This is a genomic window from Devosia sp. Z6_126 (assembly GCF_058133495.1).
In genome coordinates this window covers 1,349,593-1,375,036 of record NZ_JBYUNO010000001.1, presented here as the reverse complement: position 1 = coordinate 1,375,036, position 25,444 = coordinate 1,349,593, and the positions used below count along the sequence as shown (strand labels likewise).

General features: G+C 64.1%; 26 protein-coding genes. 14 read left to right on the top strand and 12 right to left on the bottom strand.

Annotated elements, in window-relative coordinates; translation table 11 throughout:
- Positions 1 to 643: 643 nt before the first annotated feature.
- Complete coding sequence (locus AC3YOG_RS06700) at positions 644 to 1,441, bottom strand: DUF3108 domain-containing protein (RefSeq protein WP_127754580.1); 798 nt, start codon at positions 1,439 to 1,441, stop codon at positions 644 to 646.
- Between the two features lie 229 nt (positions 1,442 to 1,670).
- Between AC3YOG_RS06700 and rpmB the strand changes: the two genes are divergently transcribed.
- Positions 1,671 to 1,958: a 50S ribosomal protein L28 gene (gene rpmB, locus AC3YOG_RS06695; protein ID WP_127754581.1), complete on the top strand. Its 288-nt coding sequence runs from the start codon at positions 1,671 to 1,673 to the stop codon at positions 1,956 to 1,958.
- A 355-nt stretch (positions 1,959 to 2,313) separates the two neighbouring features.
- Positions 2,314 to 2,949 (top strand): VUT family protein, encoded by a 636-nt coding sequence (locus tag AC3YOG_RS06690; protein WP_127754582.1) that lies wholly within the window; start codon positions 2,314 to 2,316, stop codon positions 2,947 to 2,949.
- A 217-nt stretch (positions 2,950 to 3,166) separates the two neighbouring features.
- Here AC3YOG_RS06690 and AC3YOG_RS06685 read toward each other — a convergent pair whose 3' ends face one another.
- The 4 genes from AC3YOG_RS06685 to AC3YOG_RS06670 form a co-directional block, all read right to left on the bottom strand.
- Complete coding sequence (locus AC3YOG_RS06685; protein ID WP_489934517.1) at positions 3,167 to 4,162, bottom strand: esterase-like activity of phytase family protein; 996 nt, start codon at positions 4,160 to 4,162, stop codon at positions 3,167 to 3,169.
- Positions 4,159 to 6,048 carry a cobaltochelatase subunit CobT gene (cobT, locus tag AC3YOG_RS06680; protein ID WP_489934516.1) on the bottom strand — a complete coding sequence of 630 codons (1,890 nt, stop codon included), beginning with the start codon at positions 6,046 to 6,048 and terminating at the stop codon, positions 4,159 to 4,161. The genes AC3YOG_RS06685 and cobT overlap by 4 nt, the downstream gene beginning before the upstream one ends.
- Before the next feature lie 137 nt (positions 6,049 to 6,185).
- On the bottom strand, positions 6,186 to 7,169 hold the full coding sequence (cobS, locus tag AC3YOG_RS06675) for a cobaltochelatase subunit CobS (RefSeq protein WP_127754585.1): 984 nt from the start codon (positions 7,167 to 7,169) through the stop codon (positions 6,186 to 6,188).
- Positions 7,170 to 7,261: 92 nt separating this feature from the next.
- Positions 7,262 to 7,891: a J domain-containing protein gene (locus tag AC3YOG_RS06670; RefSeq protein ID WP_489934515.1), complete on the bottom strand. Its 630-nt coding sequence runs from the start codon at positions 7,889 to 7,891 to the stop codon at positions 7,262 to 7,264.
- Between AC3YOG_RS06670 and AC3YOG_RS06665 the strand changes: the two genes are divergently transcribed.
- Positions 7,891 to 8,214 (top strand): BolA family protein, encoded by a 324-nt coding sequence (locus AC3YOG_RS06665; protein ID WP_489889777.1) that lies wholly within the window; start codon positions 7,891 to 7,893, stop codon positions 8,212 to 8,214. The two genes, AC3YOG_RS06670 and AC3YOG_RS06665, sit on opposite strands and share 1 nt — an antisense overlap.
- A 192-nt stretch (positions 8,215 to 8,406) precedes the next feature.
- Here the strand turns inward: AC3YOG_RS06665 and aroB are convergent, their stop codons facing one another.
- Both aroB and AC3YOG_RS06655 read right to left on the bottom strand, forming a co-directional pair.
- Complete coding sequence (gene aroB, locus AC3YOG_RS06660; RefSeq protein ID WP_489934514.1) at positions 8,407 to 9,519, bottom strand: 3-dehydroquinate synthase; 1,113 nt, start codon at positions 9,517 to 9,519, stop codon at positions 8,407 to 8,409.
- Between the two features lie 2 nt (positions 9,520 to 9,521).
- Positions 9,522 to 10,106, bottom strand: a complete 585-nt coding sequence (locus tag AC3YOG_RS06655) for a shikimate kinase (protein WP_172125689.1) — start codon at positions 10,104 to 10,106, stop codon at positions 9,522 to 9,524.
- A gap of 142 nt (positions 10,107 to 10,248) precedes the next feature.
- Here AC3YOG_RS06655 and AC3YOG_RS06650 point away from each other — a divergent pair, with 142 nt between their 5' ends.
- The 5 genes from AC3YOG_RS06650 (at position 10,249) to AC3YOG_RS06630 (ending at position 14,421) form a co-directional block, all read left to right on the top strand.
- Positions 10,249 to 10,521: a hypothetical protein gene (locus AC3YOG_RS06650; protein WP_489889774.1), complete on the top strand. Its 273-nt coding sequence runs from the start codon at positions 10,249 to 10,251 to the stop codon at positions 10,519 to 10,521.
- Complete coding sequence (xerD, locus tag AC3YOG_RS06645; protein WP_127754589.1) at positions 10,518 to 11,429, top strand: site-specific tyrosine recombinase XerD; 912 nt, start codon at positions 10,518 to 10,520, stop codon at positions 11,427 to 11,429. Before AC3YOG_RS06650 ends, xerD begins: the two co-directional genes overlap by 4 nt.
- A gap of 144 nt (positions 11,430 to 11,573) precedes the next feature.
- Positions 11,574 to 12,527, top strand: a complete 954-nt coding sequence (locus tag AC3YOG_RS06640; protein ID WP_489934513.1) for an acetyl-CoA carboxylase carboxyltransferase subunit alpha — start codon at positions 11,574 to 11,576, stop codon at positions 12,525 to 12,527.
- Between the two features lie 148 nt (positions 12,528 to 12,675).
- Positions 12,676 to 13,686: a L,D-transpeptidase family protein gene (locus AC3YOG_RS06635; RefSeq protein ID WP_489934512.1), complete on the top strand. Its 1,011-nt coding sequence runs from the start codon at positions 12,676 to 12,678 to the stop codon at positions 13,684 to 13,686.
- 87 nt (positions 13,687 to 13,773) lie between these two features.
- Positions 13,774 to 14,421 (top strand): hypothetical protein, encoded by a 648-nt coding sequence (locus AC3YOG_RS06630; protein ID WP_489934511.1) that lies wholly within the window; start codon positions 13,774 to 13,776, stop codon positions 14,419 to 14,421.
- Here the strand turns inward: AC3YOG_RS06630 and AC3YOG_RS06625 are convergent.
- Positions 14,411 to 14,839: a VOC family protein gene (locus tag AC3YOG_RS06625; RefSeq protein WP_489934510.1), complete on the bottom strand. Its 429-nt coding sequence runs from the start codon at positions 14,837 to 14,839 to the stop codon at positions 14,411 to 14,413. The genes AC3YOG_RS06630 and AC3YOG_RS06625 overlap by 11 nt on opposite strands.
- A 345-nt stretch (positions 14,840 to 15,184) precedes the next feature.
- Positions 15,185 to 17,926, bottom strand: a complete 2,742-nt coding sequence (gene secA / locus AC3YOG_RS06620; protein ID WP_127754593.1) for a preprotein translocase subunit SecA — start codon at positions 17,924 to 17,926, stop codon at positions 15,185 to 15,187.
- 410 nt (positions 17,927 to 18,336) lie between these two features.
- On the opposite strand from secA, the gene AC3YOG_RS06615 reads away from it, so the two are divergent.
- On the top strand, positions 18,337 to 19,329 hold the full coding sequence (locus tag AC3YOG_RS06615) for a peptidylprolyl isomerase (protein ID WP_489934509.1): 993 nt from the start codon (positions 18,337 to 18,339) through the stop codon (positions 19,327 to 19,329).
- A gap of 8 nt (positions 19,330 to 19,337) precedes the next feature.
- Here the strand turns inward: AC3YOG_RS06615 and AC3YOG_RS06610 are convergent, their stop codons facing one another.
- Complete coding sequence (locus AC3YOG_RS06610) at positions 19,338 to 19,952, bottom strand: TetR/AcrR family transcriptional regulator (protein WP_489934508.1); 615 nt, start codon at positions 19,950 to 19,952, stop codon at positions 19,338 to 19,340.
- 98 nt (positions 19,953 to 20,050) lie between these two features.
- Between AC3YOG_RS06610 and AC3YOG_RS06605 the strand changes: the two genes are divergently transcribed.
- The 5 genes from AC3YOG_RS06605 to AC3YOG_RS06585 all read left to right on the top strand — a co-directional run bounded on the left by AC3YOG_RS06605 (position 20,051) and on the right by AC3YOG_RS06585 (position 23,011).
- On the top strand, positions 20,051 to 20,287 hold the full coding sequence (locus tag AC3YOG_RS06605) for a hypothetical protein (protein WP_489889768.1): 237 nt from the start codon (positions 20,051 to 20,053) through the stop codon (positions 20,285 to 20,287).
- A 110-nt stretch (positions 20,288 to 20,397) separates the two neighbouring features.
- Positions 20,398 to 21,633 carry a bifunctional glutamate N-acetyltransferase/amino-acid acetyltransferase ArgJ gene (gene argJ, locus AC3YOG_RS06600; RefSeq protein ID WP_489934507.1) on the top strand — a complete coding sequence of 412 codons (1,236 nt, stop codon included), beginning with the start codon at positions 20,398 to 20,400 and terminating at the stop codon, positions 21,631 to 21,633.
- The gene (locus AC3YOG_RS06595; RefSeq protein WP_489934506.1) at positions 21,614 to 22,384 is read left to right on the top strand and encodes a GNAT family N-acetyltransferase; all 771 of its coding nucleotides are present in this window, start codon (positions 21,614 to 21,616) and stop codon (positions 22,382 to 22,384) included. Before argJ ends, AC3YOG_RS06595 begins: the two co-directional genes overlap by 20 nt.
- Positions 22,381 to 22,788, top strand: coding sequence for a (deoxy)nucleoside triphosphate pyrophosphohydrolase (locus AC3YOG_RS06590; protein WP_127754599.1), 408 nt, complete (start codon positions 22,381 to 22,383; stop codon positions 22,786 to 22,788). Before AC3YOG_RS06595 ends, AC3YOG_RS06590 begins: the two co-directional genes overlap by 4 nt.
- A 22-nt stretch (positions 22,789 to 22,810) precedes the next feature.
- The gene (locus AC3YOG_RS06585) at positions 22,811 to 23,011 is read left to right on the top strand and encodes a Flp family type IVb pilin (protein WP_172125671.1); all 201 of its coding nucleotides are present in this window, start codon (positions 22,811 to 22,813) and stop codon (positions 23,009 to 23,011) included.
- Between the two features lie 36 nt (positions 23,012 to 23,047).
- On the opposite strand, the gene AC3YOG_RS06580 is transcribed toward AC3YOG_RS06585, so the two are convergent.
- Together AC3YOG_RS06580 and AC3YOG_RS06575 are read right to left on the bottom strand one after the other, a co-directional pair.
- Positions 23,048 to 24,526, bottom strand: a complete 1,479-nt coding sequence (locus AC3YOG_RS06580) for a M48 family metalloprotease (protein ID WP_127754601.1) — start codon at positions 24,524 to 24,526, stop codon at positions 23,048 to 23,050.
- Positions 24,523 to 25,332, bottom strand: coding sequence for a thermonuclease family protein (locus AC3YOG_RS06575; protein WP_489934505.1), 810 nt, complete (start codon positions 25,330 to 25,332; stop codon positions 24,523 to 24,525). The genes AC3YOG_RS06580 and AC3YOG_RS06575 overlap by 4 nt, the downstream gene beginning before the upstream one ends.
- Between the last annotated feature and the right edge of the window lie 112 nt (positions 25,333 to 25,444).

The following is a 25,444-nucleotide window of genomic DNA, read 5'->3' as shown; positions in this document are numbered from 1 at the left end:
TTGCTGAGCGGTTAATCGGCTGTGGGAATCGGGGAGTGTTGCGCGATCCTTGCTGCAGTTTTTCGCGGAGGGGTAGTGTTGTTTACCTTTGCGCCCAGTTAGGACAGGCCGGCGGGGAGCAGCTGTTAAGGAAAAAACCGTTGACCGTGCCAGGGCGGGACTGGGCGGCAGGGTGAGAGGCTTGGTGAGGGTTCCACCACCTCCCCCGGGGTCTAGGATCTCGTGGATGGACCCCGGCTCAAGGCCGGGGTTTACAATCTGGGGGTGGGGGAGCGCTGGGGCCTACCAGGGGCAGCGGTGCAAGCGGGAGGGGACTAGGGACTGGACCGTGCAGGGTGTGAGCGGTGGAGCTGCAGGGGTGGGAGCCGCGGCTTGCGCGACTAGCCGGTGCACATGCCCCCAGTCCCGCCTCACCAGACGGTGTCGCTCCCGCTCTTGAGCCGGGATCCAGCTTGAGGTGGTGGTTTGTGCACGGTTGCTGTGGCTGCAATCCACGATCTAGCGGCGCAGTGAGGCATTTCGGGATGGGCCCCGGCTCAAGGCCGGGGTGAGTGGGGGGGGGGGTGCGGGAGGGTTGGTGCAGCCATGCCAGCGCCAGATGCTGGCTGGCCCGGGTTAGTGGCAGCGGTGCCGTTGCCTTGGCTTAGAAGCGCATGCCGGTGAGGACCATGGAGAGGTCGCCCATATTGGTGCCGAGCAGCACGCGATAAGGAATGAAATAGCCGGTGGCGCCCAAGGGGGCGTACCAGATGACGATGCGGCCGTTTTCGGCGAGATAATTGGTGATCTCGGAGGTGGTGAAATGGCCCGAGATGGGAATATAGCGCACGCTGCAGAGCACGACCGGCCCTTGATAGCCGGTACGCGGGGAGGTTGCTTCGTCGGTGCCAGCCGGGGTCATCGCAATATCGAAGCGCTCGACGCCCGTGAAGATGCCGGTACGTCGCTGGCACAGGCTTTTGTCGAGTGTGCCGCCCTTGATCACAAAGGCGGAGAGGAAATCGCCCACACCGCCGAGATGGCTGCGCTCGATCGGGATACGGTCATAGTTGTCGACGATGGCCGGGTTGACCTTGAACGCGGCGACAGCGCCCCGCGCAAAGGAGACATCGACATTAAACAACTCGCCATTGGCCCGGGTCTCCAGCGCGAACTTGTCCGAGCTCAATTGCGGGCTTGTCGAGCGGCCGGCTGAACTGGCGGTGGCGGTCCCGCTGGCGACGAGCGAGCCCAGGCCGGCGACATTGGCCTTGAGATCAAGGCTGTAGCGGGCACCATCATCGAGCAGGTCGACATCCATCGCGGCGATATTGATGCCTCCCAGCGTCAGCACATAGCTGGCGCGGGCATCCACGGACTGCGACTGCGCCAGGGCGGGCATAGAAAGGACAGCAGACAGGCCAGCAACAACAAGGCCACGAGTGAAGCGAGACAGAAACACGCTGATTAACTCTCCAAGCAGGCATTGCGCCAGCAGCGCAGCGAATCAACACAGGAGTGCAAACTGCCGTGCCCGGGGATGAGGTGCAAGGCGCTCGCGCCGGGTTGAGCCGCGCTTGCCTTGACGCCGGGGGCCCTTTTCTCTAAAGAACCCGCAGATTTCCCGACAATCGAGGCCCGTTGCGGACTGTTCCGCCACGCAGGACCTTTACACAAACAGGATATATCAAATGGCACGTCGCTGTGAACTGACCGGCAAGGGCGTAATGACCGGAAACAATGTTTCCCACGCCCTTAACCGTACCCGCCGCCGCTTTCTCCCCAATCTGCTCAATGTGACGTTGCTGTCCGAAGCACTGGGTCGCCCGGTCAAGCTGCGCATCTGCGCTGCAGCCCTGCGCACCGTAGAGCACCGCGGTGGGCTTGATGCATTCCTGCTCAAGCAGGCCGATGCCGATCTGTCGCCGCTGGCGCTGGGCATCAAGAAGGAAATTCGCGCGAGCCTCGCGGCCGCCTGAGCTTTCGAGCCGAACTGAATTTTTGAACCGCGTCGGGTAAACCCCGGCGCGGTTTTTTGTTGTTGTTTTGGCTTTTGGTGCGCCTCCGCAAGGATCGAGGCTGGCACAGACTGGCCAAGTGCCCGATGCGCACCTCCCCCTTGACGGGGGAGGATGGGTGGGGGTGCAAGAGGCAGCGTACCGGGGCCAACCGCCCCCCTCCCTTGATCCCTCCCGGCGAGGGGGAGGGTGTCGACTGCGAGAGCCGGGGAAATCAAGTTCGACTGTTTTTCGGGGTGGCACGGCGGGCCTGGAGCAGGTAGACAGCGCCCTGCCCCGGTCTGTTGCCGGTCAGCGGTTTTTTGAGGTGCATTCCATGCGTGCTCGTTTCTTGGCGGCTGTGGCCGCCATGGTGGCGGTTGTCGCCGCGTCCAATATCCTTGTGCAATATCCCGTCGGGTTCGAGATCGGCTCGGTCAATCTGGGCGATATCCTGACCTGGGGCGCCTTCACCTATCCAGTGGCGTTTCTGGTCACCGACCTCACCAACCGCGCCTTTGGCCCGGCCAGGGCGCGGGTTGCGGTGGTCGCCGGCTTTGCAGTGGCGGTGATCCTCTCGATCTATCTTGCCACGCCACGCATCGCCATTGCTTCGGGCACGGCGTTCCTGCTGGCGCAGTTTCTCGACATTTCCATTTTCGATCGCCTGCGCAATGGCGCCTGGTGGCAGGCGCCCATTTTCTCCTCGCTGGTGAGTTCGGCACTCGACACGATGATCTTTTTCACCCTGGCGATGAGCCCGGCCTTTGCCGTGCTCGACACGATGTTTGGCCGCGAAGACGGCTCGCTGGGCTTCGGGGCACCGCTGCTCGGCGTCGGGACCGAAGTGCCGCTCTGGGTGTCGCTGGGCCTCGGCGACTTTTTGGTCAAGCTCATCCTCGCGCTGCTGCTGCTCGCGCCCTACAAGACGCTGCGCGGCTGGCTGGCCGGGCGGAGCACGGCGCTGGCTTAAGATACGCACCCGCCGACGAGCAGGGCATCAAGACATCCTCCCCACAGCTGTCATCCCGGCCTTGAGCCGGGATCCATCCTGACGTGGTGGGCATAGGCACTACCAGCTGGCGGCGGGGGAGAAATCTCGAGATGGGCCCTGGCTCAAGGCCGGGGTGACACCGGGGGTGGGGTGGCGTTGGTGCCCCATTTGGGCGAACGGCCGGGCGAAGGCCCGCCTATTCGGGCACGCCGAATTCCAGCAGCAGGGTGCGCTGCCAGTCGTTGAAATTGTTGTCCGAGCCGATGAGGATGCGGGTTTCCCCGTCTGGGGCAGTGTGGACAGCAAGGGCTTCCATGTTGTCGATGGTGCCGCCGCTCGCTTCGAGGATCAGCTCACCCTGCATGACGCTGCCCGGGCGCACCAGCTCGGCCGGGATGCGGCGCAGGCCCATGGTGAAGGCGATAAAGGCGATGCCGCGCTCGAGCACCAGAAGGTCGCCATTAGGCAGAAAGGCACAATCGGTGGGCACGCGGCCGGGGCTGGGCACCAGCGAAAGCGAACCCTTGTCGGTTTGCCCCAAAAGCTCGGCGCGGTGATTGCCCGCCTCATCCATGATGGCTTCGGTGATGAGGAGCGTCGAGCCGGCCACGGGTGACGATGTGGGCGCGATGCACACCGATTCCAGCGTTTCATTGGAGCGATTATCGCTGAGCCACTGGGGAATGGCGACTTCCCGCGCCGGCCCATCGGGAACGCCATCGGTGAGGGCGAAATCGGCGACGCGGGTCAGGTGTTCAAAACTGACGCGCACCGCCACGGGCACGCCGTCGCGATGCACGGTTTCGACCGATTCCGAATCCCGGGCATATTGGCGGGGCAGCGGCGCGCCGCTGGAATTTTGCATCGGCGCAACCTGCACACCGAGCAGGCCGAGCAGGCGGTTATGGTCATCATAGGCGAGCTGGCCCGAAACGAACTGGCCGCGATCGGACACAAACACCACACGGTGATCGGGACTGGTAAAGGTGACGCCAGACAGGCCACCGAAATCGTCGTGCTGGCTAACAAGGGCAATGCCGCCCCGCCAGATCAGCTTGCCAGCAGGCTGGTCGAGTGCGGAATTGCCGAACTGGGCGATCTGCACCGCCCCTACAGTGGTGGACTCCGCGGCCTGGCCCGGTGAGCAGGCCAGCAGCAGCGGGCCAAGCAGCAGTGCCAGGCCTGCCCTCAACCCCGGCCCCGGCGGCGGGTTTGCGTGGGCAGTTCCTCGTCAAACAGCGCCGCGAGCTCATCGGTGAGCGCGCCGGCGAGCTCTTCGGCATCGAGCAGGGTGACGGCCCGGCGATAATAGCGGGTCACGTCATGGCCGATGCCCACGGCAACAAGCTGGATGGGCGAGCGCGTTTCGATATCCTCGATCACCTGGCGCAGATGGGCTTCGAGATAGTTGCCGGCATTGACCGATTGGGTGCTGTCATCGACCGGCGCGCCATCGGAAATGACCATGAGGATGCGCCGCGCTTCGGGGCGGGCCATCAGGCGCTTGCGCGCCCATTCGAGCGCCTCGCCATCGATGTTTTCCTTGAGCAGGCCTTCGCGCATCATCAGCCCGAGATTGCGCCGGGCATGGCGCCACGGCTCGTCGGCGGCCTTGTAGATGATGTGCCTGATGTCGTTGACGCGGCCCGGATTGGCGGGCCGCCCTGCTTCCAGCCAGGCTTCGCGCGACTTGCCGCCCTTCCAGGCGCGGGTGGTGAACCCCAGGATTTCGACCTTGACGCCGCAGCGCTCGAGCGTGCGTGCGAGAATGTCGCCGCAGATGGCAGCGATGGTGATCGGGCGGCCGCGCATGGAGCCGGAATTATCGATGAGGAGGGTGACCACCGTGTCGCGGAAATCGGTGTCGTTCTCGACCTTGAAGCTCAGCGCCTGCATCGGATCGGTGACGACGCGGGTGAGGCGGGCGGTATCGAGCACGCCTTCCTCGAGGTCGAACTGCCAGGAGCGATTCTGCTTGGCCATGAGGCGGCGCTGCAGCTTGTTGGCAAGGCGCGCAACGGCACCGGCGAGGTTTTCGAGCTGCTTGTCGAGGAGGGCGCGCAGCTGGTCGAGCTCGTCGGGCGGGCACAGTTCGGCCGCCTTGACGATCTCATCATATTTGGTGGTGAAGACCTTGTAGTTGAACTGGTTGGTCAGCTGGGTGCCGGCATCCCTGCCGGGGGGCGGCATGGGGGCGTCCTCGCCGGCTTGCGCGGCGGCGTCCTCGTCGACATCGGCCATATCCGATTCAAGGCCCTCGACATCGCCGGTTTCTTCCGATTCCCCGGCGGCCTCTTCCTGCTGGCTGTCGGTCTGCTCGTTTTCGCCTTCGCCCTGTTCGGGGGATTCATCGGAACCCTGGGCCTGGTCGGGCTGACCCTCGTCCTCGCCGCTCTCGTCGGCGTCGCTGGGGTCTTCCACTTCGCTTTCGGGCACGAGATTGAGGTCGCGCAGCAGCGCCTTGGCGGCCTTGCCGAACTCGTTCTGGTTCTCGAAGCGGGTGAGGAGCGTGGCGAGCGAAGTGCCGGCCTTGCTTTCGATTTCGCTGCGCCACAGATCGACCAGCGCATGGCCCGATGGCGGCACCGGCACGCCGGCGAGCTTTTCGCGCAGCAGCAGGCCAAGGGCCTCGGCGATGGGCGCATCGTCGCGGGCGGTGACTTCGGCGAAATTGGCGCGGAACAGGCGATCCTCGAGCATTTCCCCGATATTGCCGACCATGCCGGGCATGCGCACGCAGCCCAGCGCCTCGACGCGCGCCTGCTCGAGCGCATCAAAGGCGGCGCGGGCCTGCGGGTCCATGGGGGAGCGCTTGCGGTGCGCTTCGGGATCGTGGCTCGCGAGCCGCATCGCCATGGCATCGCCCTGCCCGCGGGCAATGGCAATGTCGCGCCGGGTCGGCAGGCGGGGCAGATTGGCGAGGCGCGCCTTGTCGGCCGTCAGCAGCGGGCGGTCGGCGGTGAAGGTGACCTCAAGATCGCTCTTGCCCCCGATGGCGCGCACGGTGGCGCCCATGGCCGTCTTGAAGGCCAGGGTTTGATCGGGCTTGTTGGCTTTGCTGCGGGGCGATTGTGCCATGCTCATCCGGTCCGGGCTTGCGCCCAAGGTGCGGCGACCTCGTGGTTCGACAGGCTCGCCATGAGGTCTACGGGAAACGCAGAAGTCTCGAAAGGCCTCACCCTGAGCCTGTCCAGGGGTGAGGCCGTGCAGCGCGATCAGGCCGTGACGGCCAGGTTCGCGGAGCTTTCGGGCAGGTCTTCGCCAAACACGCGCTGGTAGAACTCGGCGACCACGGGGCGTTCGAGCTCGTCGCATTTGTTGAGGAAGGTGAGGCGGAAGGCAAAGCCGACATCGCCGCCAAAGATCTGGGTGTTTTCGGCCCAGGTGATGACGGTACGTGGCGACATCACGGTGGACAGATCGCCATTGATGAAGGCCTGGCGGGTCAGGTCGGCCAGCCGCACCATGTTGCTCACGAGCTTTTTGCCGCGATCGTTTTCGGCATAGGTTTTGTTCTTGGCCAGAACAATGCCGACTTCCTTGTCATGGGGCAGGTAGTTGAGCGTCGTCACAAGGCTCCAGCGGTCCATCTGACCCTGATTGATCTGCTGGGTGCCGTGGTAAAGGCCCGACGTGTCGCCCAGACCAATGGTGTTGGTGGTCGCAAACAAGCGGAATGCCGGATGGGGCACGATCACGCGGTTCTGATCGAGCAGCGTGAGGCGGCCCGCGACTTCCAGCACGCGCTGGATCACGAACATCACGTCGGGGCGGCCCGCGTCGTATTCGTCGAATACGAGAGCGACATTGTTCTGCACCGCCCAGGGGAGGATGCCGTCGCGGAACTCGGTGATCTGCTTGCCGTCCTTGAGCACGATCGCGTCCTTGCCGACGAGATCGATACGCGAAACGTGGCTGTCGAGATTGACGCGCACCAGCGGCCAGTTGAGGCGGGCAGCGACCTGCTCGATATGGGTGGATTTGCCCGTGCCGTGATAGCCCTGCACCATGACGCGGCGATTAAAGGCAAAGCCGGCCAGGATCGCGAGCGTGGTGTTGCGGTCAAACAGGTAATCGGGATCAACCGGTGGAACATGCTCGGTGCGCTGCGCGTAACCGGGCACCGTCAGGTCGGTGTCGATGCCGAAAAGATCCCGGGCCTGGTATTGGGTGTCCGGCAGGTTGGTGAATTCACTCATGGCGGGCTCTTGGGCAGATGGAACGGCAAAGGAAGGATGCGGCGGCTCTATAGCAGCATTGTGCCCGAGGCGGTAGCCCGAGCCATGGCGAACTACTTGGCGACGAACCCCGATTTCTTGAGATGGGAATAGGCCGCGATAATGGTGCGCAGCCGCTCTTCGGAGGACTTGTCGCCGCCATTGGCATCGGGGTGGTGGATCTTGACCAGGGTCTTGTAGGCCCGCTTGATCTCGTCCGATTTCGGCGGCCCGATGATCCCGAGGGTTTCAAGGGCGCGCTTGTCGAGCTCGTTGGTGGGCTTGACGCGTTCGGCCGCCGGGGTTTGGGCCTGGCGGTGGCGATAACGGGCAAAGACGCCAAAGGGGTCGCCATATTTATCGCCGGGCCGGATGCCGGCCGCGCTGGCAGCGCGCGATCCGCGCATGCCGGGCTGGCCGGTGGCAAAGCTTGAGCGGCTTTCCGCCTTGGGCGGGGTATGGAGCGCTTCTTCCAGCGCGTCCTTTTCCATGCCGGCAAAAAAGTTGAAGGCCGTGTTGTAGTGACGGACATGCTGCAGGCAGAAATGGTGGTACTGCCCTTCAGCACCATGGCCCTTGGGGGCCTTGTGGGTGCCGGGTTCCTCGCAGCCTTCCCAATCGCAGAGCTGGGCCACGGGTTCGGGCTTGGCTTCGCGACGCGGCCGGATGCGGATGGGGTCGAAGAGCTTGGATTGCGATTTCATTGCGCCTAGTTACTTTGCTTCAAACCAATGGAAACCTCAGCCCGATGTCCTTTAAAGACACCATAACAGCCAAGCTTACCGACCGCTTTTCACCCGAATTCCTCGAAGTGATCGACGAATCCAACAAGCATCGCGGTCATGCCGGTTGGCTGGAGGGGGGTGAAACCCATTTTCGTGTCAGAATCGCGACCCGGCAGTTTGACGGGAAGCCTCGCGTGGCGCAACACCGCGCCGTTATGGAAGCGCTGGATGCCGAGCTCAAGAGCCGGGTCCATGCGCTGGCCATCGAAGTGCTGCCCAGTGATGGAAATCACAAGGGCTAGCATTCTAGCGGGAGGACCCTCCATATGGAAAGGGTTCTTGCGTTTTGAAAGAGCGCTTTGGGGCAAAAGCGCAGCTTTTAGCTTGGAAGTCCCCTCCCCGTCCCTCCCCACAAGGGGGAGGGTGAGGGCCAGTGCGCTTGGCACCGGAACGCCCGGCGTTCCGCCGCAACCGGAGCCAAACAACGGGACGCCTCAGCCCCGCATATCGTCCAAAAACTGCGCCACGGCAGTTGGATCAACATTTCGTTCAATGAAGGCCTGGCCGATGCCGCGGGTCAGGATAAAGGTCAGGGCGCCACGCGAGACTTTCTTGTCTTGGGCGATGGCGGCCATCAGGGTTTGGGTGGAGCCGACACCCCCGGCAATGTCACGTAATGTGGTGGGCAGGCCCGCTGCTTGCAATTGGGCCTGTACCCGGCCGGTGTCCTGCGACGGCGCGAGGCCCAAACGGGCAGAAAAGGCGTGCGCCAACACCATGCCGATGGCGACCCCTTCGCCATGCAGCAGCCGATCGCCAAAGCCGGTGTCCTTTTCCAGCGCATGGCCGAACGTGTGCCCCAGATTGAGCAGCGCCCGAACGCCCTGCTCGCGCTCGTCCTCGATGACGACGCGGGCCTTGTGCCGGCAGCAGCGCGCGATAGCTTCACCCCGGGCCGCTCCGCCGGCGAAAATTTCGGCGCGGTTGGCTTCGAGCCAGAAAAAGAAGTCTTCGTCGTCGATCAGCCCGTATTTGACGACTTCCGCATAACCGGCGGCAAATTGCCGGGGCGCGAGGGTATCGAGGGTGGAGAGATCGGCGAGCACCAGGCGAGGCTGATGAAAGGCGCCGATCAGGTTCTTGCCGTGGGGCGAATTGATCCCGGTCTTGCCCCCGACCGAGCTATCGACCTGGGCGAGGAGCGAAGTGGGCATCTGGATCAAGTCCATGCCGCGTCGGGCGATGGAGGCGGCAAAGCCCGCGAGATCCCCGATCACCCCGCCGCCAAGGGCGATCACCGCATCGCCCCGCTCGAGCCGGGCGGCAAGAATGGCTTCGGTGACATATTGGAGCTGAGTCCAGGATTTGCTGCCCTCGCCCGCCGGCACGATGATGGGGGTGTGAAGGAGACCCGCTGCATCAAGGCTGCGCTGCAGGCGCGGCAGCTGCGCCTGGGCGACCGTGGCGTCGGTGACGATACCAAAGCGGCGCCCGGCAAAACGCTCGGCGAGAATGGCGCCGGCATCCTCGAGCAGGCGATCCCCGATCAGGATATCATAGGCACGCTCGCCCAGGGCGACATGAACGGTATGGGCGATGGCGGGCATGGCTATGGCTTTTCCTGCAGATAGGCGAGCACGGCTTCCACGAGGTCGCTGGCTACGGTTTCCTGGGGCACATCGCGCGATACCACGGTCACATCGGCCTCGGCATAGATGGGGTAGCGCTCCTCGACGAGCCGCTCCAATGTTTCACGTGGATTGGCGGTTTGCAGCAGCGGGCGGTTGGAGCGGCGCGACACGCGCTGGAACAACAGGTCCGTATCGGCCTTGATCCAGACCGAAACCGCTTCGCTTTTGAGCACGGCCCGGGTTTCGGGATGCACAAAAGCCCCACCGCCCGTGGCCAGCACCAGGTCGGGATGCTTGAGCACCCGGGAAATCACCCTGGTTTCCCCGGCGCGAAATTCGGCTTCCCCGCGTTGGGCAAAAATCTCGGGGATGCTCATTTGCGCGGCTTTTTCGATTTCCTCGTCGCTATCGAGGAACTGGCGGCCCATGCGATTGGCGAGGCGCCGGCCGACAGTGGTCTTGCCTGCGCCCATCATGCCTACGAGAGCCAGGGGCCTGCCATCCAGCAGCTCGACAAGAAGTTGGGCTTGGGCCTGCCGGTTGGCCGCAGTGGATCGGGACAAAAGGGGCTCCCCATGTGGTGGTCGCTATCAAGCGGGCGAGACGGCCGCTGTCAAGAAGCGAGCAACGCTCCCAACCAGATCGAAAGCATTTGCCGGTATTTTCATGTACTGTGCCCGCGCCCAGAACAGATTCCGGACAACCATGCCCACCCTGATCCGCCTCCTTGTTACCCTGCTCATCCTGGTTGGCCTTGCTTATGCAGGCATGTTCGCGCTGGTCCTCAGCGTCAAGCCGGCACCCAAGGAAACCACGATCCGCATTCCCACCAATGAGCTGCTGGGCGAAAGCGCGCCCGGCCTGCCGGGGCAAACCCGCGCACCAGCTCCCGCCCCAGCCGCCGAGCCCGCCCCTGCTGCACCGGCGGATGCTGCACCGGCCGAGGCTGCACCGGCCGAGGCCCCGGCCAGCCCATGAGCGGCACCCATCTGATCGGCGCGTTTCTCGAAATGATGAGCGCCGAGCGGGGCGCGGCACCAAACACGATCGATGCCTATCGGCGCGACCTGTCCGACTATGCCGGCTTTCTGGCCGGCAAGGGCAAGACGCTGCTGACGGGGGAGCGCGAAGAAGTCGCCGCTTATCTCGATCATCTCAAGCAAAGTGGGCTGTCGGCGTCCTCGAGCGCACGGCGCCTATCGGCCATTCGCCAGTTCCACCGCTTCTTGTGCGCCGACAATCTGCGGGCCGACGACCCCACCCGCATTATCGCCAGCCCCAAAAGCCGGCGCGCCCTGCCCAAAGTGCTGTCGATCGCCGAGATCGACAAGCTTCTGACCTTGGCTGAAGCGGAAGCCAACACCGAGGCGTCCGCGCCCAAGCAGGCCGCGGCCCTGCGGCTTTATGTGCTGCTGGAGCTGCTTTACGCCACCGGCATGCGCGTGAGCGAGCTGGTGAGTTTGAAGCGCGCGGCGGTGATGCGCGACGCCAGCTTTTTGACCGTGCGCGGCAAGGGCAACAAGGAGCGCGTCGTGCCGCTCAATGATCGCGCACGCGATGCCATCAAGGCTTATCTCAAGACCATTGAGCCGGGCGTGTTCCTGTTTCCCGCGAGCGGCGCCGAGGGATATTTGTCGCGCCAGGTGTTTGCGCGCGATCTCAAGGGGCTGGCAGCGCGGGCCGGGATCAGCGCCAGCCGGGTAGCGCCCCATGTGCTGCGGCACGCCTTTGCCAGCCATCTGCTGGCGGGTGGCGCCGATCTGCGCGTGGTGCAGATGCTGCTGGGCCATGCCGATATTTCAACCACCCAGATCTATACCCATGTGCTGGACGAAAAACTGCGCCATCTGGTGGAAACCCACCACCCAATGGCAGACGGATCGTAAACCTTTCACGGCGTTCCGAGCGGCCCCCTGCTGCGAAGGCGCTTGACTCAGACAGACGCCCTCGCCACTTTCCGGCCACTTTGGGGCGCAACAGCAGCGGCCCATTGGCATGGGTCAAAGATTGACCCCTAACGGGCAGGTTGGATGCAGACTTATCTCGATTTTGAAAAGCCGGTCGCCGACCTCGAGGCAAAGATTGCCGAACTCAAGAATTTGGCAGCGGGCGATCAGGCCGTTTCCATCGACGAGGAAGTGTCGCGCCTGTCGGCTCGCGCCGAAGAAGCGCTGCTCGACATCTACAAGCGCCTGACGCCCTGGCAAAAAACGCAGATCGCGCGCCACCCGCAGCGCCCGCATTTTTCCGATTACACCCGCAGCCTCATCACCGAATGGACCCCGCTGGCGGGCGACCGCAAGTTCGCCGAGGATCCCGCGATCCAGGCCGGGTTCGGGCGCTTCAGCGGCCAGCCCGTTGCGGTCATGGGCCAGGAAAAGGGCAACTCCACCGATAGCCGCATCAAGCACAATTTCGGCATGGCGCGCCCTGAAGGCTATCGCAAGGCCGTGCGCATCATGGAAATGGCTGACCGGTTCAACATTCCGCTGATCTCGTTCGTGGATACGGCCGGCGCTTACCCCGGCATCGGGGCCGAAGAACGTGGCCAGGCCGAGGCCATTGCCCGCTCCACCGAAAAATCGCTCGAACTGGGCGTGCCCAACCTCGCCATCATCATCGGTGAAGGCGGCTCGGGCGGCGCAATTGCCATCGCGACGGCCAACCGGGTGCTGATGCTCGAGCATTCAATCTATTCGGTGATCTCGCCCGAAGGGGGCGCTTCCATCCTGTGGCGCGATGCCGCCAAGGCGCAGGACGCGGCCACCAATATGAAGATCACCGCGACGGATCTGTTGGGCTTTGGCGTGATCGACGCCATCGTTCCTGAACCGGCGGGCGGCGCGCACCGCAACCCGGCGGCAGTGATGGATGCGACCCGCACCGCCATCAGCACTTTCCTCAATGATTTCAGCGGCCGCAGCCGTTTGGAAGTGCGCGAACACCGGCGTGAAAAGTTCCTTGCCATCGGCACCGCCCTGTAAGGGGGCGATCACGCGGACTTGACCGCAGGGGGCCCCTGTTCGGGCCCTTTGCGGGCGTGGTAAGAACGGGTTAACTATGATCTCTTACCACGCGGTAACCAAGCAGGCCTAAGGCTAGCCCCGTGTTCCGCTGTATGGGCTGCCTGCTGTGACCGCCAATTTTCTGCGCAAATTCTGCTCCGTCGTGGTGCTGCTCTGGGTGGGTCTCGCGCTCGCCGGCTGCGGCTTCATCAAGGGCGACAACCGCCACAACCAGCCCCTCGCTGCAGCCACCGTCACCGCGCTGCGCGCCATAGGCTCCTCGCCCGGCGAAGCCATGGTGGTGCGCATCTTCAAGCAGGAACGTACGCTCGAGGTGTGGAAACGCACCAATACCGGCCAGTTCGCCTTGTTCAAAAGCTACGAGATCTGCACCTATTCGGGCGATCTGGGGCCCAAGTTCAAGGAAGGCGACCGCCAAAGCCCCGAAGGCTTCTATACGGTCACGCCCGGGCAGATGAACCCGAAATCGGCCTATTACCTCGCGTTCAATACCGGCTTTCCCAACAAGTTCGACCGCGCGCTTGGGCGTAGCGGCTCCAATCTGATGGTGCATGGCGATTGCAAGTCGGTGGGCTGCTACGCCATGACCGATGGCAACATGGCCGAGATCTATGCCCTGGCGCGCGAAAGCTTCAAGGGCGGCAATCCCGCCTTCCAGGTGCAGATCTTCCCGTTCAAGATGACGGCGGCCAACCTGGCCAAGCAGGCCACCAACCAGCACCTGCCCTTCTGGAAGAACATCAAGGAAGGCTATGACTTCTTTGAGTTCAACAAGACGCCCCCATCCTGGGATGTGTGCGAACAGCGCTATGTGTTCAATGCCATGACCAGCGGCCCGCTCGATCCGCTCGGCCCCTGCCCGGTGCTCACCACCCACCCCACCCTCGTGGCCGAACAGCAGGCGGCTGACGCCAAGATCAATGATGCGCTGGCGCTGATCGACAAGCAGGCGGCCGAAAAAGCCGCCATTGCGGCGCGTGGCGAGGCCATTGGCGGCGCCGTGACCGGCTTTTTCGGCGGGGTCGGCAGTGCCCTGGGCGGCGGTGCGGCACCGGCCCAGCCGGCGATTTCGGGCGCTGCGGCACCAGCTCCGCTGACCAAGCCCGCCGGCGTCTAGGCCCCGGCGGGAGCGTGACGCTCCCGTCATGTTTTGGGCACGCTCTTGGCGCATGCCCCGAAGCGATGGGCCACGAAGGATAGTTACTTGCACGACGATGTTGCCACCCCCGAGCCCGCCGAGCGGCCCCTGCCGCCGGCCCCTGCGCGCCAACGATTTGGCGGGGAGCGCCTGCTGAGCTTTGTGGCGGGCCTTGTGGCCGTGGGCGCGATCGCCGCCTGCGCCTGGGTTTACACCGATACCCAGCGCGACATCCGGCGCATGTCGAGCGACATCGCCCAGATCCGGGTAAGCCTTGAGCTGTTCAACCAGCAACTGGCCAGTGCGCCGGCGGCTGCAGCAGCCTCGGGGGAAGACCCCCTGGTGGAACTGTCCAACCGCCTGGCGATCCTGGAAGAAGACTGGCGCAGCCAAAGCCCAAACACGGCCCCGGCTGGCGCCCTGCCGCCGCTGCCCGACGCCGCGCCCGCCGCCGCCACTGCTGCCTCAGGGGGGGATTGCATGCCCGCGGGCACGCGCTTTTTGGTCACGGGTGGGGACAACTACCCCATTTGCGGCAATGGCGCCGAGGTCAATGTTGCCGCCGTGGAAGCGGGCTATGTGGCGCTGGCGGACGGCACCACCATTCCCAATGGCGGCAATGCCCTGTTGCGCGGCACCACCTGCACCGTCGCGGTGGTGTCCTCGGGCGCCGGTGGCATGACCGGCTACGCCGAACTGCGCGTCAACTGCTGAACTCAGGCTCGGCACGGGTAAAGTCGACGCCGCGAAAGCAGGCTTCGATATTGTTGCCATCGGGATCGAGCACAAAGGCGCCGTAATAGTCCCCTGCGCCCTGGCGTGGACCAGGCGGGCCGTGGTCGGTACCGCCGGCGGCAAGGGCTGCGCGATAAAACGCATCCACCATGGCGGGGCTGCGCGCGCGGAAGGCAAAATGCATCTGGTTTAGCCCGGGGCGCGAGCCCTCGGCCCAGTATGACGGCCGGCTGGTGCCGATCCAGAGATAGGGGATGGGCTCCTGCGCGCTCTTGCCGAGCAGGAACGCATTGGGGCCGTTGTCGATCGTGCCCAGCTCAAGCGCCCGGGCGATCGCATCATAAAAGCGCCTGCTGCGGGCAAGGTCGGCAACAACAAAGCCGGAATGGTCGAGCATGGCAAACACTCCTCGGGCTGATAGGCGCGCAAACGCCTTGGTGTGGCTGGGGTTCCGGGGACTGTGTCGTGGACTAGCCGGGCCATGCGCTGGCGGAGCGGCCTGAACCCCCACCCTTGATCCCTCCCCTCAAGGGGGAGGGTGTCGACTGGGGAGCCGGTGCGAGAGGTGAAGCGACCCTTTTGCTGGATTTCCCGACGACCCCCTCCCCGGCCCTCCCCTCAAGGGGGGAGGGAGGGCAGGAGCCGATAGGGTTGGGATAGGATGTACCCTCGGCCACACGCACTAGGCTTTGAGCTCCTTGCGCCAACGAAAAAGGCCCGGACTTGCGTCCGGGCCTTTGGCTTAGAAAGCGCCGTGGCAGTGTTTGAATTTCTTGCCCGAACCGCAGGGGCAAGGGGCATTGCGGGAGACGCCGACCATGAGGGCGGGGTCGAGGGGCTTGAGCGAGGGATCCTCGCCGGTGGCACCCAGGGAATCATCAAAGGTGTCGTCGCCATCGGCATCGTTCTCGCCGGTCAGCGGATCGATATGGGTTTCGCGCAAGCCACTCAGATCAGGCGCCGAGACGGGCGGGCGGATCTGCAGCTCGACATGGGAAAGCTGGGTGGTCACCAGTTCGCGCAGATTGGTCAGCAGCGCCTGGAACAGCTCATAGGCTTCCTGCTTGTATTCGTTGAGCGGATCGCGCTGGGCCATGCCGCGCCAGCCCACGACCTTGGAGAGGTGATCGAGGGTGACGAGGTGCTCGCGCCAGAGCCCGTCGATGGACTGCAGCAGAATGGACTTTTCGACCTGCCGCATCACGGTCGGGTTGGGCGTGCCGGCCGCTTCCATGGCTTCGAGCGTGCGCTGCTCCTTGGCGTCAAAGAAATCGTCCGCGGCCTTGATCAGGCGCTCGGTGACCGTTTCGGCGTCGATGCCTTCTTCCTCGGCCCACTGGGCGATCGGTGCATCGATGTTGAGATAGGTCTTGGCCGCGGCGGTCAGCTGCTCGACATTCCACTGCTCGGGATAGGAGCGCGGGGGAATGGCCTTGGCGACAATGGCTTCCACCACATCGTGGCGCATGTCGCGCACGGTGTCGCTGACATCCTCGGCATCCATCATCTCGAGACGCTGCTCGAAGATCACCTTGCGCTGATCATTCATCACGTCGTCATATTTGAGGATGTTCTTGCGGATGTCGAAGTTGCGCGCTTCGACCTTGCCCTGGGCACGCTCGATGGCCTTGGTGACCCAGGGATGGGTGATGCTTTCGCCCTGTTCGAGCCCGAGCTTGCCCAGCATGGAATCCATGGAATCCACCGGGAAGATGCGCATCAGATCGTCCTGCAGCGACAGGAAGAAGGCGGAATGGCCGGGGTCGCCCTGACGGCCCGAACGGCCGCGCAGCTGGTTGTCGATGCGGCGCGACTCGTGGCGCTCGGTGCCGATCACCATGAGCCCGCCCGCGGCAATGGCCTTGGCCTTGTCTTCGGCGATCTTGGCCTTGATCTCGGCGATCTTGGCTTCGCGCTCGGCCCCTTCGAGACCCTCGGCTTCCTTTTCGATGCGCATTTCCAGGTTGCCGCCGAGCTGGATATCGGTGCCGCGACCCGCCATATTGGTGGCAATGGTGATGGCGCCCGGCATGCCGGCATCGGCCACGATCTGGGCTTCCTGCTCGTGGTGGCGCGCATTGAGCACGTTCATGGCGCCGACATTTTTCTGGCGCAGCAGTTCGGCCAGCATTTCCGATTTTTCAATCGAGGTCGTGCCCACGAGAACGGGCTGGCCGCGCTCCTGGCACTGCTTGATCATGTCGGCAATGGCATCGAACTTTTCGGCCGCGGTGCGATAAATGGCGTCTTCGTCGTCCTGGCGCTGCACCGGCAAATTGGTGGGGACGGTCACCACATCGAGCTTGTAGATGTCAGCAAATTCTTCCGCTTCGGTGGCGGCCGTACCGGTCATGCCGGCGAGCTTTTCGTACAGGCGGAAATAGTTCTGGAAGGTGATCGAGGCGAGGGTCTGGTTTTCCGGCTGGATCTTAACGTGTTCCTTGGCTTCGAGCGCCTGGTGCAGGCCTTCGGAATAACGGCGGCCAGGCATCATGCGGCCCGAGAACTCGTCAATAATGACGACTTCATCATTGCGAACGATGTAGTCCTTGTCCTTGCGGAAGAGCTTGTGCGCGCGCAGGGCCGAGTTGGCGTGGTGCACCAGGGCGACGTTTTCCACGTCATAAAGAGATTCAGATTTCAGCAGTCCGACTTCAGCCAACCGGGCTTCGAGCTTTTCGATGCCGGCATCGGTGAAGGTGGCGGAGCGCTGCTTTTCGTCGAGCTCGAAATCGTCCTCCCCGATCAGCTCCATCATCTCGTCGATCTGGACGTAGAGATTGGAGCGGTCTTCGGAGGGACCCGAGATGATGAGCGGGGTGCGCGCCTCATCGATCAGGATGGAGTCCACTTCGTCGACGATCCCATAGGCATGGCCGCGCTGCACCATCTGGGCGCGCGTGTATTTCATGTTGTCGCGCAGGTAATCGAAGCCAAATTCGTTGTTGGTGCCGTAGGTGATGTCGGCGGCATAAGCGGCCTTGCGCTCGGCATCGGTCAGGCCATGCACGATAATGCCGTAGGAGAGACCAAGGAAATTGTAGATCTGGCCCATCCAGGCGGCGTCGCGGCGGGCAAGGTAGTCGTTGACCGTGACCACATGCACGCCCCGGCCGGTCAGCGCATTGAGGTAGACGGGAAGCGTTGCCACCAGCGTCTTGCCTTCACCGGTGCGCATTTCGGCGATGGAGCGGTCATTGAGCACCATGCCGCCGATCAGCTGCACATCGAAGTGGCGCATGCCGAGCACGCGCTTACTGGCTTCGCGCACGGTAGCAAAGGCGGGCACGATCAGGTCATCGAGATCGGCGCCATTCTGGAGTTGGGTCTTGAACTGCTCGGTGCGGGCGCGCAGCGCCTCATCGGAAAGTCCCGCCAGTTCGGATTCCAGTGCATTGATAGCAGCAACATTGGGATGAAACCGCTTCACATGCCGATCGGACGCGGTACCGAAAAGCCGCCGGGCAAGTGCAGCAAGAGCCATCTAGATCGTCCTTTGTTTGATCATCGTGGCGCGAAGGGCCGTTTGCGGTCCGCGCAGGGGCAAGAAGATCATCTTTTGCCTCTATAGCACGATGTGGAGCCAGCTGGCCCCGAGGGTTTCGCGCATGCGTCATCAGCCATTCTGGCCACCGAAAGCATGCCGTAAAATGCGGCTGAGATGTAAGAGCGCCCCCTTGCCTTGTCAACTTCGGCGAAATCGGCCACATCTGCGCCCGGCCCAGTAAAAACGGGTCCGTCATGGAGCCTTAACCATCCCCGACGCTTCCCCCTTGGGCGGCACATTTTGGCCGCTAAGCCATGACAGGCAGGCGCGCGCCTGATCGGGGCGCGCCCATTGCCGACCACCAGCGGCCATGCCCATGGCATGCGCCCGTCAAGGAGAACCACGCTATGCTGTTTTCATCCAAGCGCCTTGGGCGCACCGTAAGTGCCTTGGCGCTGGTTCTGGCCGCGGGGCTGCCCGCCCTGGCCCAGGACGCGGCTCCCGCGGCTCCTGCAACCGAGACTGCCCCCGCTGCCGAGCCGGCTACCCCGGCCCCTGACGCGGTTGTCGCAACAGTGGGTGGCGAGCCCATCACCGAGGCTGACCTCAGCTTTGCGGCCGAGGACCTGACCCAGGAACTGAGCCAGATGCCTCCCGAACAGCGCAAGGCCTTCCTGCTGCGCGTGCTGATTGACATGAAAGTGATGGCTGGCGCCGCCAAGGAAGCGGGCATGGACGCCACGCCCCTGTTCCAGCAGCGGCTGGATTACCTGGAAGAGCGCGCCCTGCGCCGCGCTTATTTTGCCGATGTGATCGCGGCGGCCGTGACCGAAGAAGCTGTGCGGGCCGAATACGACAAATATGTCGCCGAGTTCGAGCCAGCCGACGAAATCCATGCCAGCCACATCCTGGTGCAGACCGAAGACGAGGCCAAGGCGGTCAAGGCCGAGCTCGATGGCGGCGCCGATTTTGCTGAAGTGGCCAAGGAAAAGTCCATCGACCCCGGTGCGGCCAATGGCGGCGATCTCGGCTTTTTCAGCGCTGGCATGATGGTGCCGCAGTTCGAAGAGGCGGCCTTTGCCCTGACCGAGCCCGGCCAGATCAGCGATCCCGTGCAGTCCCAGTTCGGCTGGCACGTCATCCGGCTCGAGGAAAAGCGCAAGTCGAGCCCCGCGCCCATCGAGCAGGTCGCCGGCCAGTTGCAGCAGCAGCTGCTGATGAACGCGTTTGATGCCGAAGTCGCCAAGCTGATGGAAGGCGTCGAGATCGAGATCCCCGATCCCGCGCTGGCGGCAGCCGTTGAAGCCCAGACCGAGCCGGCGGAAGCTGCAGAAGCTGCCGAAGCGGGCGAAGAGGAAGCTGCTCCGGAAGCCGCACCAGAAGCTGCCCCCGCACAGTAAGCAACCAATCAGACGCCGGGGGCGAGCAGCCCCCGGACCATCTGCCGGGCCAGTTTGGCCAATTGCTCGGGGTCGCATTCGACCCGCCCCGTCAGCAGCCGGTGCCACACAAAGCCGGCCAGCGCATCGGCGGCAAGACCGACATCGGTATCGGCCGCTAGTTCGCCCCGCGCCACGCCCCGCTCGAAAATTGCCCCAGTCTGGATCCGCCGCTGCGCCGCATAAGCGCGCAGCGACTGCGCGGCCTGTTCGTCGCGCTGGGCTTCCGCGATCACAAAGCGAAACACATTGCCCGCGCCGGTTTCCCCCCAATGGGTGAAGATACCAGTGAGAAATGCCAGCACATCCCCTTCGGTGCTGCCGGTATCGGTATGCACCGCCGCCGGCTTGTGGCGATGATAGACATCAAGCAGCAGCGCGGTTTTGCCCGGCCACCATTTGTAGATCGTGGGCTTGCCGGCCCGGGCGCGCTTGGCCACCGCTTCGATGGAAAAGCCGGCAATCCCATCTTCAGCCATGATGGCTTCGGCCGCCTCAAGGATTGCTTGTTCGGTTTCCGGATTGCGCCGGGCACCGATGGAGCGGCGTCGATCATCGGCCTCGTCTGCTGGGGAAATGCTCATGGCGCTAATATGAGCCAGCCCAACCATAAAGAAAAGACTTGATCGAAACGGTGCGTTTCATTATAGAACGAAACGTACCGTTCTGTTGGAGCAGACAAATGCCTTCTTCCCTCGCTTCGCGCCTGCGCATGGCGCTGGTCATGACGCTGGCGGTTTATCCCATCGTCACGCTTTATCTTTACCTGCTGACGCCCCTCACCGTTGGCTGGGACATCTGGCAGCGCAGCCTCGTGCTCGTGCCATTCATGGCCAGCACGATCGTGCTTGTAGTCGTGCCTTTGATCGGCCGGCATTTCGGCGGTTTTATTGCCGGCAGGAAGCGGGCCGCCAGCTAAGGCGGGAAAACCGGCCAGGACGGCGGGCCACCCCGCCCCGGCCGTCTTGCGAATGGGCCATGTTTGAGGCACACCCGGAGCCAGCTTTCCTTGTTCAAAGGCGTTTAGGCATGGCCCATCCGGTTTCCCCGCTTGCCCCTCAATCCTATCCGGAACTGCCGGCCGTCGCCGGAGTGCGCTTTGCCACCGCCGAAGCCGGCATCAAATACAAGAACCGCACCGACGTGCTGCTGGTGAGCCTTGCCGAGGGGACGACCGTTGCCGGCGTCGTCACGCGTTCGCTGTGCTCGTCGGCGGCGGTGGATTGGTGCAAGGCCAATCTGCCGGCGGGTGTGGCGCGCGGGCTTGTGGTCAATTCAGGCAATGCCAATGCCTTCACCGGCGCCAAGGGGCGCGACAGCGTGGCAGCGACTGCCGATTTTGCCGCCAAGGCATTGGGCTGCGCCCCAAGCGAGGTCTTCCTGGCGTCCACGGGCGTTATCGGCGAGCCGCTCGATCCCAGCAAGTTTGCTGGGGTGCTCAAGGATGCGGCCACCCGGCTGGGCGACACGCCCTGGATGGAGCCGGCCAAGGCCATCATGACGACCGACACCTTCCCCAAGCTAGCGGGTGCAACGCTCGACCTCGACGGCAGTGCGATCACCATCAACGGCATTGCCAAGGGCTCGGGCATGATCGCGCCTGACATGGCGACGATGCTGAGCTTTGTGTTCACCGACGCGCCGATCGCCGCCGATGTGCTGCAGGCGCTGCTGAGCCAGCATGTGCGCACCACCTTCAATGCCGTAACGGTCGACAGCGATACCTCCACTTCCGACACGCTGCTGGTATTCGCAACGGGACAGGTACCCGGCGTCGAGCCGATCACCAGCCTCGAGGACCCGCGCGCCGAGATCTTCGGCACCGCCCTCCATGACGTGCTGTTCGACCTGGCCATCCAGGTGGTCCGCGACGGCGAAGGGGCTACCAAGCAGGTGAGCGTGCATGTGCAAGGCGCTACCAGCGACGAGAGCGCATTCCGGATCGCCAAGTCCATTGCCGATAGCCCCCTCGTCAAGACGGCGATAGCCGGCGAGGACGCCAATTGGGGTCGCGTCGTGATGGCGGTGGGCAAGGCCGGCGAGCCGGCTGACCGCGACAAGCTGTCGATCCGCTTTGGCGACCTGGTGGTCGCCCAGGCCGGGGAACGCGCGGCGGTCTACGACGAAGCCGCGACCTCCGCTTACATGAAGGGGACCGAGCTGGAAGTGACCGTCGATATCGGGCTCGGCCAGGGACGCGCGACGGTCTATACCTGCGACCTGACCCATGGCTATATCGACATCAATGGCAGCTATCGGAGCTGAAATGGTGCTGCCCGGCGTCCTCGAACTGGAAGAGGCCGGGCTGCAGGCCTGGCCGGGTGTGGAAACCGAATATGACGGCGGCTGGATCCGGCGTGCCGCAAATGGCTTCACCAAGCGCGCCAATTCGGTGCAATGCCTTGACCCCGCCGATGGGACAAACGCCGTGGCGCGGGTTGCGGCGAGCCGCGCCTGGCTTGAACAACGGGGCCTGCCCCCCGTGTTCCGGCTGACGCCGCTGGCGAGCCCTGAGCTTATTGCCGCGCTCGATGCCGGTGGGTGGCGCAGCATTGAGCTGTCCCATGTTTATGCGGCAAGACTCGGCGCGGTGGCGCCTGACACGCGGGCGCAAGCGACCGACCCGCTCGACCCGGCCTTTCTCGCAGCCCAGGCCCGGCTGCAACCCTATGATGGGACCACAACCGACAAGTTCATCGCCCTGCTCAAGGCGATGCGCGTGCCCGCCCGGGGCGTCGTGGTTTATGCCGGCAATGGCGAGCCTGCAGCTTCGGCCTTGTTCGCGCTGGCCGGCGATATTGTTGTTGCGGGCAATGTCGTCACCGACCCCGGGCAGCGGCGGCAGGGCTTTGGCCAGGCGGCGATGCAAAGCGGGCTTTATTGGGCCCAACATGCCGGCGCCACGATCGCGGCGCTCAATGTTGCGGGCGACAACCTGGCCGCCAAAGCGCTATACGCGCGGCTCGGCTTTGCGCGCCAATATGATTACACCTACCGGATTGTTCCCAACCCATGAGCGCATATCCCACACTGCTTGTTGTTGCCTGTGCGCTGGTGGATGCGGACCGGCGGGTGCTGATCGCCCAGCGGCCCGAGGGCAAGTCGCTGGCGGGGCTGTGGGAGTTTCCGGGCGGCAAGGTCGAGCCGGGCGAATCACCCGAAGCCGCCCTGATCCGCGAGCTGGAAGAGGAGCTTGGCGTATCCACCAAAACCGCCTGTCTCGCGCCGCTGAGCTTTGCCAGCCACCCTTACGAAACTTTTCACCTGTTGATGCCACTTTATGTGTGCCGGAAATGGCAGGGCCAGCCGCAGGCCAAGGAACATGCCGCTCTTAAATGGGTGCGCCCGCAGGCCCTGCGCGATTATCCCATGCCCCCGGCCGACGAGCCATTGATCGCCGCCCTGTGCGATCTGCTCTAGGGAGCAAGGAGGCGCAGCGCCGATGCCGACCCGGATAGTTCATCGGTTTTTCGCCGAAGAGCGCGGCGCCACCGCCATCGAATATGGCCTCATTGCCGCCCTGATTGCAGTGGCCCTGATCACGAGCCTCGTGGCGCTGGGCGACAATGTCACTGTCTTGTTCGGCGACGGGGTCGGCGGGGCGTCCCGCGCGATCGAGGACGCCATGGAGAGGACGCGCTGACGCCAACGGCGCGGCATCAGCCCCGACGGGGCCGCGCTAGTGCAGCGCGACCACCTTGTATTTTTCCCCGACCCGGATCGGATCGCCGGGGAACAGATCATTGATGATGTAAAACAGCTCGGTACCGCGATTGAGCCCGGCCATCTGGCGCGCCAGCGATTCACTGGTATCGCCCGGTTTGGCCGTGACGATCCGCACCGCGACGCGCCGTATATCGGCAAGGTCGGCGGTCGTCGTGCGCCGGAAGCTCTTGAGCGTGGCTTCAGCGCCAGCCGCAAAGCGGGCACTGTCGGACTTGGCCGCAAAGATGAAGCGGTAAACCTGGCCATCAAGCCGCATCACCGACACGCGGAAGAACCACTGATCGGTTTGCGCCAGGCCCGAGGCCATTTCGATGCCGTTGAAGCTCTGCGTGCTCACGGTTTCGCCCTTGAGCCCGGCGATCCAGCCGGACTTGAGATAATCGGCCAAGGGCATGCTGGCATTGACCTCGGCACTGTCGAAGCGCACCGCCTCGCCATCGCCGGCAACGCCCACCACCGCGCTTTGCGAGTTCTGCAGCGTATAGCCCTGCGGCACGGTGAAGGTGAACTTGCTGGCCGGATGCACGAAGCGCCGGCCGATGATCGAGCCTTGCGCCGGGCTGTCGCCGAAGGTCAGGCCCGTGATGCTGGCCAGATATTCCTCGCGCCCGACCTCGCCAATGCCGGCCTGGCCGAACATGGTGGTTGCCGTATCCATCGCCTTCTGGATGCGGGCGGGGGTCGATGGGTGGGAGGACAGGAACCCCTCGCCGGCATTTTCGCCGGCCGAGAAGCTGGCGAACCGGCTCATCACGCCCAGGAACCGCGCAGCGGCGGAGGGGTCATAGCCGGCCTTGCCGGCAAATTTGATGCCTTCGCGATCCGCTTCCAGCTCCTGGCTTTGGCCGAAAGCGGCCATGGATTCGCGCGAACGGTTGGACAATTGATCGGTCGAGCTGTCGCCGCCGAATACGCCCGTGATCACCCGGTCGACAATGGCCGTGGTGCGGGTGCGATCGGTCCGGGCGCGCGCATGGCGCAGCGTCACGTGAGCGATTTCGTGCGCGAGGACCGCAGCGAGTTCGCTGGTATCGGACGCCAGCGCGAGAATGCCTCTCGTGACATAGATATAGCCACCCGGCAGGGCAAAGGCATTGACCTCCGCACTATCGAGAATGGTGACCTGGAACTGGGCATTGGGCTGGTTGGCCGCGGCCAGCAGCCGGCCGACAATGCGCGCCACCATGATTTCGGCGGGGCGATCGGAATACACCCCACCATAGGCGGCGATGATGCGCGGATGCTCGCGCCGGCCGATCACCACATCCTCTGGATCGGTGCCTTCGGGCACGACCAGGGGAGCGGGATTATCGCCCGTCTGGGTCACCGCAATATGGGTGCCGCTCATTGTGGTGCAGGCCGAAACCACCAGCAACGCGCTCGCGAGCAATGCGAGCCGGACCGGCCGAGCCTTACGCAGATACCCCGTCATTGTGTGGCTAAAACCTCGATCTGCTCGGGATGGGTTACTTCGATGCGTGGACCATCCCGATCATCCACCCATCCTCTGATCCGGACCAGGGCGCCTTCCAGCGCCATTGGATCAAAGCCATCTTCGGCAAACAGCCGCAATGCGGATGCCTCGATAACGGCGGTGAAGTCTTGCTTCCAAAACCGGCCGAAATTGAGATAGACCCGCCCGCCGCTGCGATCGGCCAGCAACACCCGCCCTTCCACCAGTTCATAGTGGCCGGCGCGCGCGAGCAATTCTTCAGGCCGATCTGCCGCCCGCACGCTGTAATAGGGATCGGACCAGATGCCAAGCCCGGCCGCCCGCGCCCGCCCTTCCGCGGCGAGCAATAAATCAAGGCACGCCCGGTTGTCGGGAAAGGAATATACCCGCGCCAGACCTTGGGCGATCATCGCCTGCTGGGCCCATTGTTCTCCCTCTGGCCCCTCGACAAAGAGGTGGGCCAGGGCGCGCTCATAGCGATCCACTTCTTCCCCGCCATAGCCGAGCCGCACGGTCTGACCGAGCGAAAGGGCCTCAAGCGCCGCCTTGGCTTGCGGCGCCAGCGGCCAGGTGGGAAAACCCTCGCGCCCCAAGGGCAGCTTGGGCGCCTGGGTGCCGATCAGGCGCACAACGAGCCCCGAATCAAGCACCACCGTGTCGCCATCGGTGACCTGGACAACCGTGCCGCCGGGCACCATGCGCAGGGCTTCGCACGCCATCGCCGCGGCCGAAACGCTGGACAGCGCTGCAAGCGTGGCGAGCCGAACAAAGCTGGTCTTGAACACGGGGCCGACCTCGGTAAGATTCGGTTCACCATAACGGCAAAGCCTGCAACAAAACCTTACCGAGCCAGCTCGCGGCCCCACGAAGCGCACCAGTGAGGCTTTGGCGCAACAC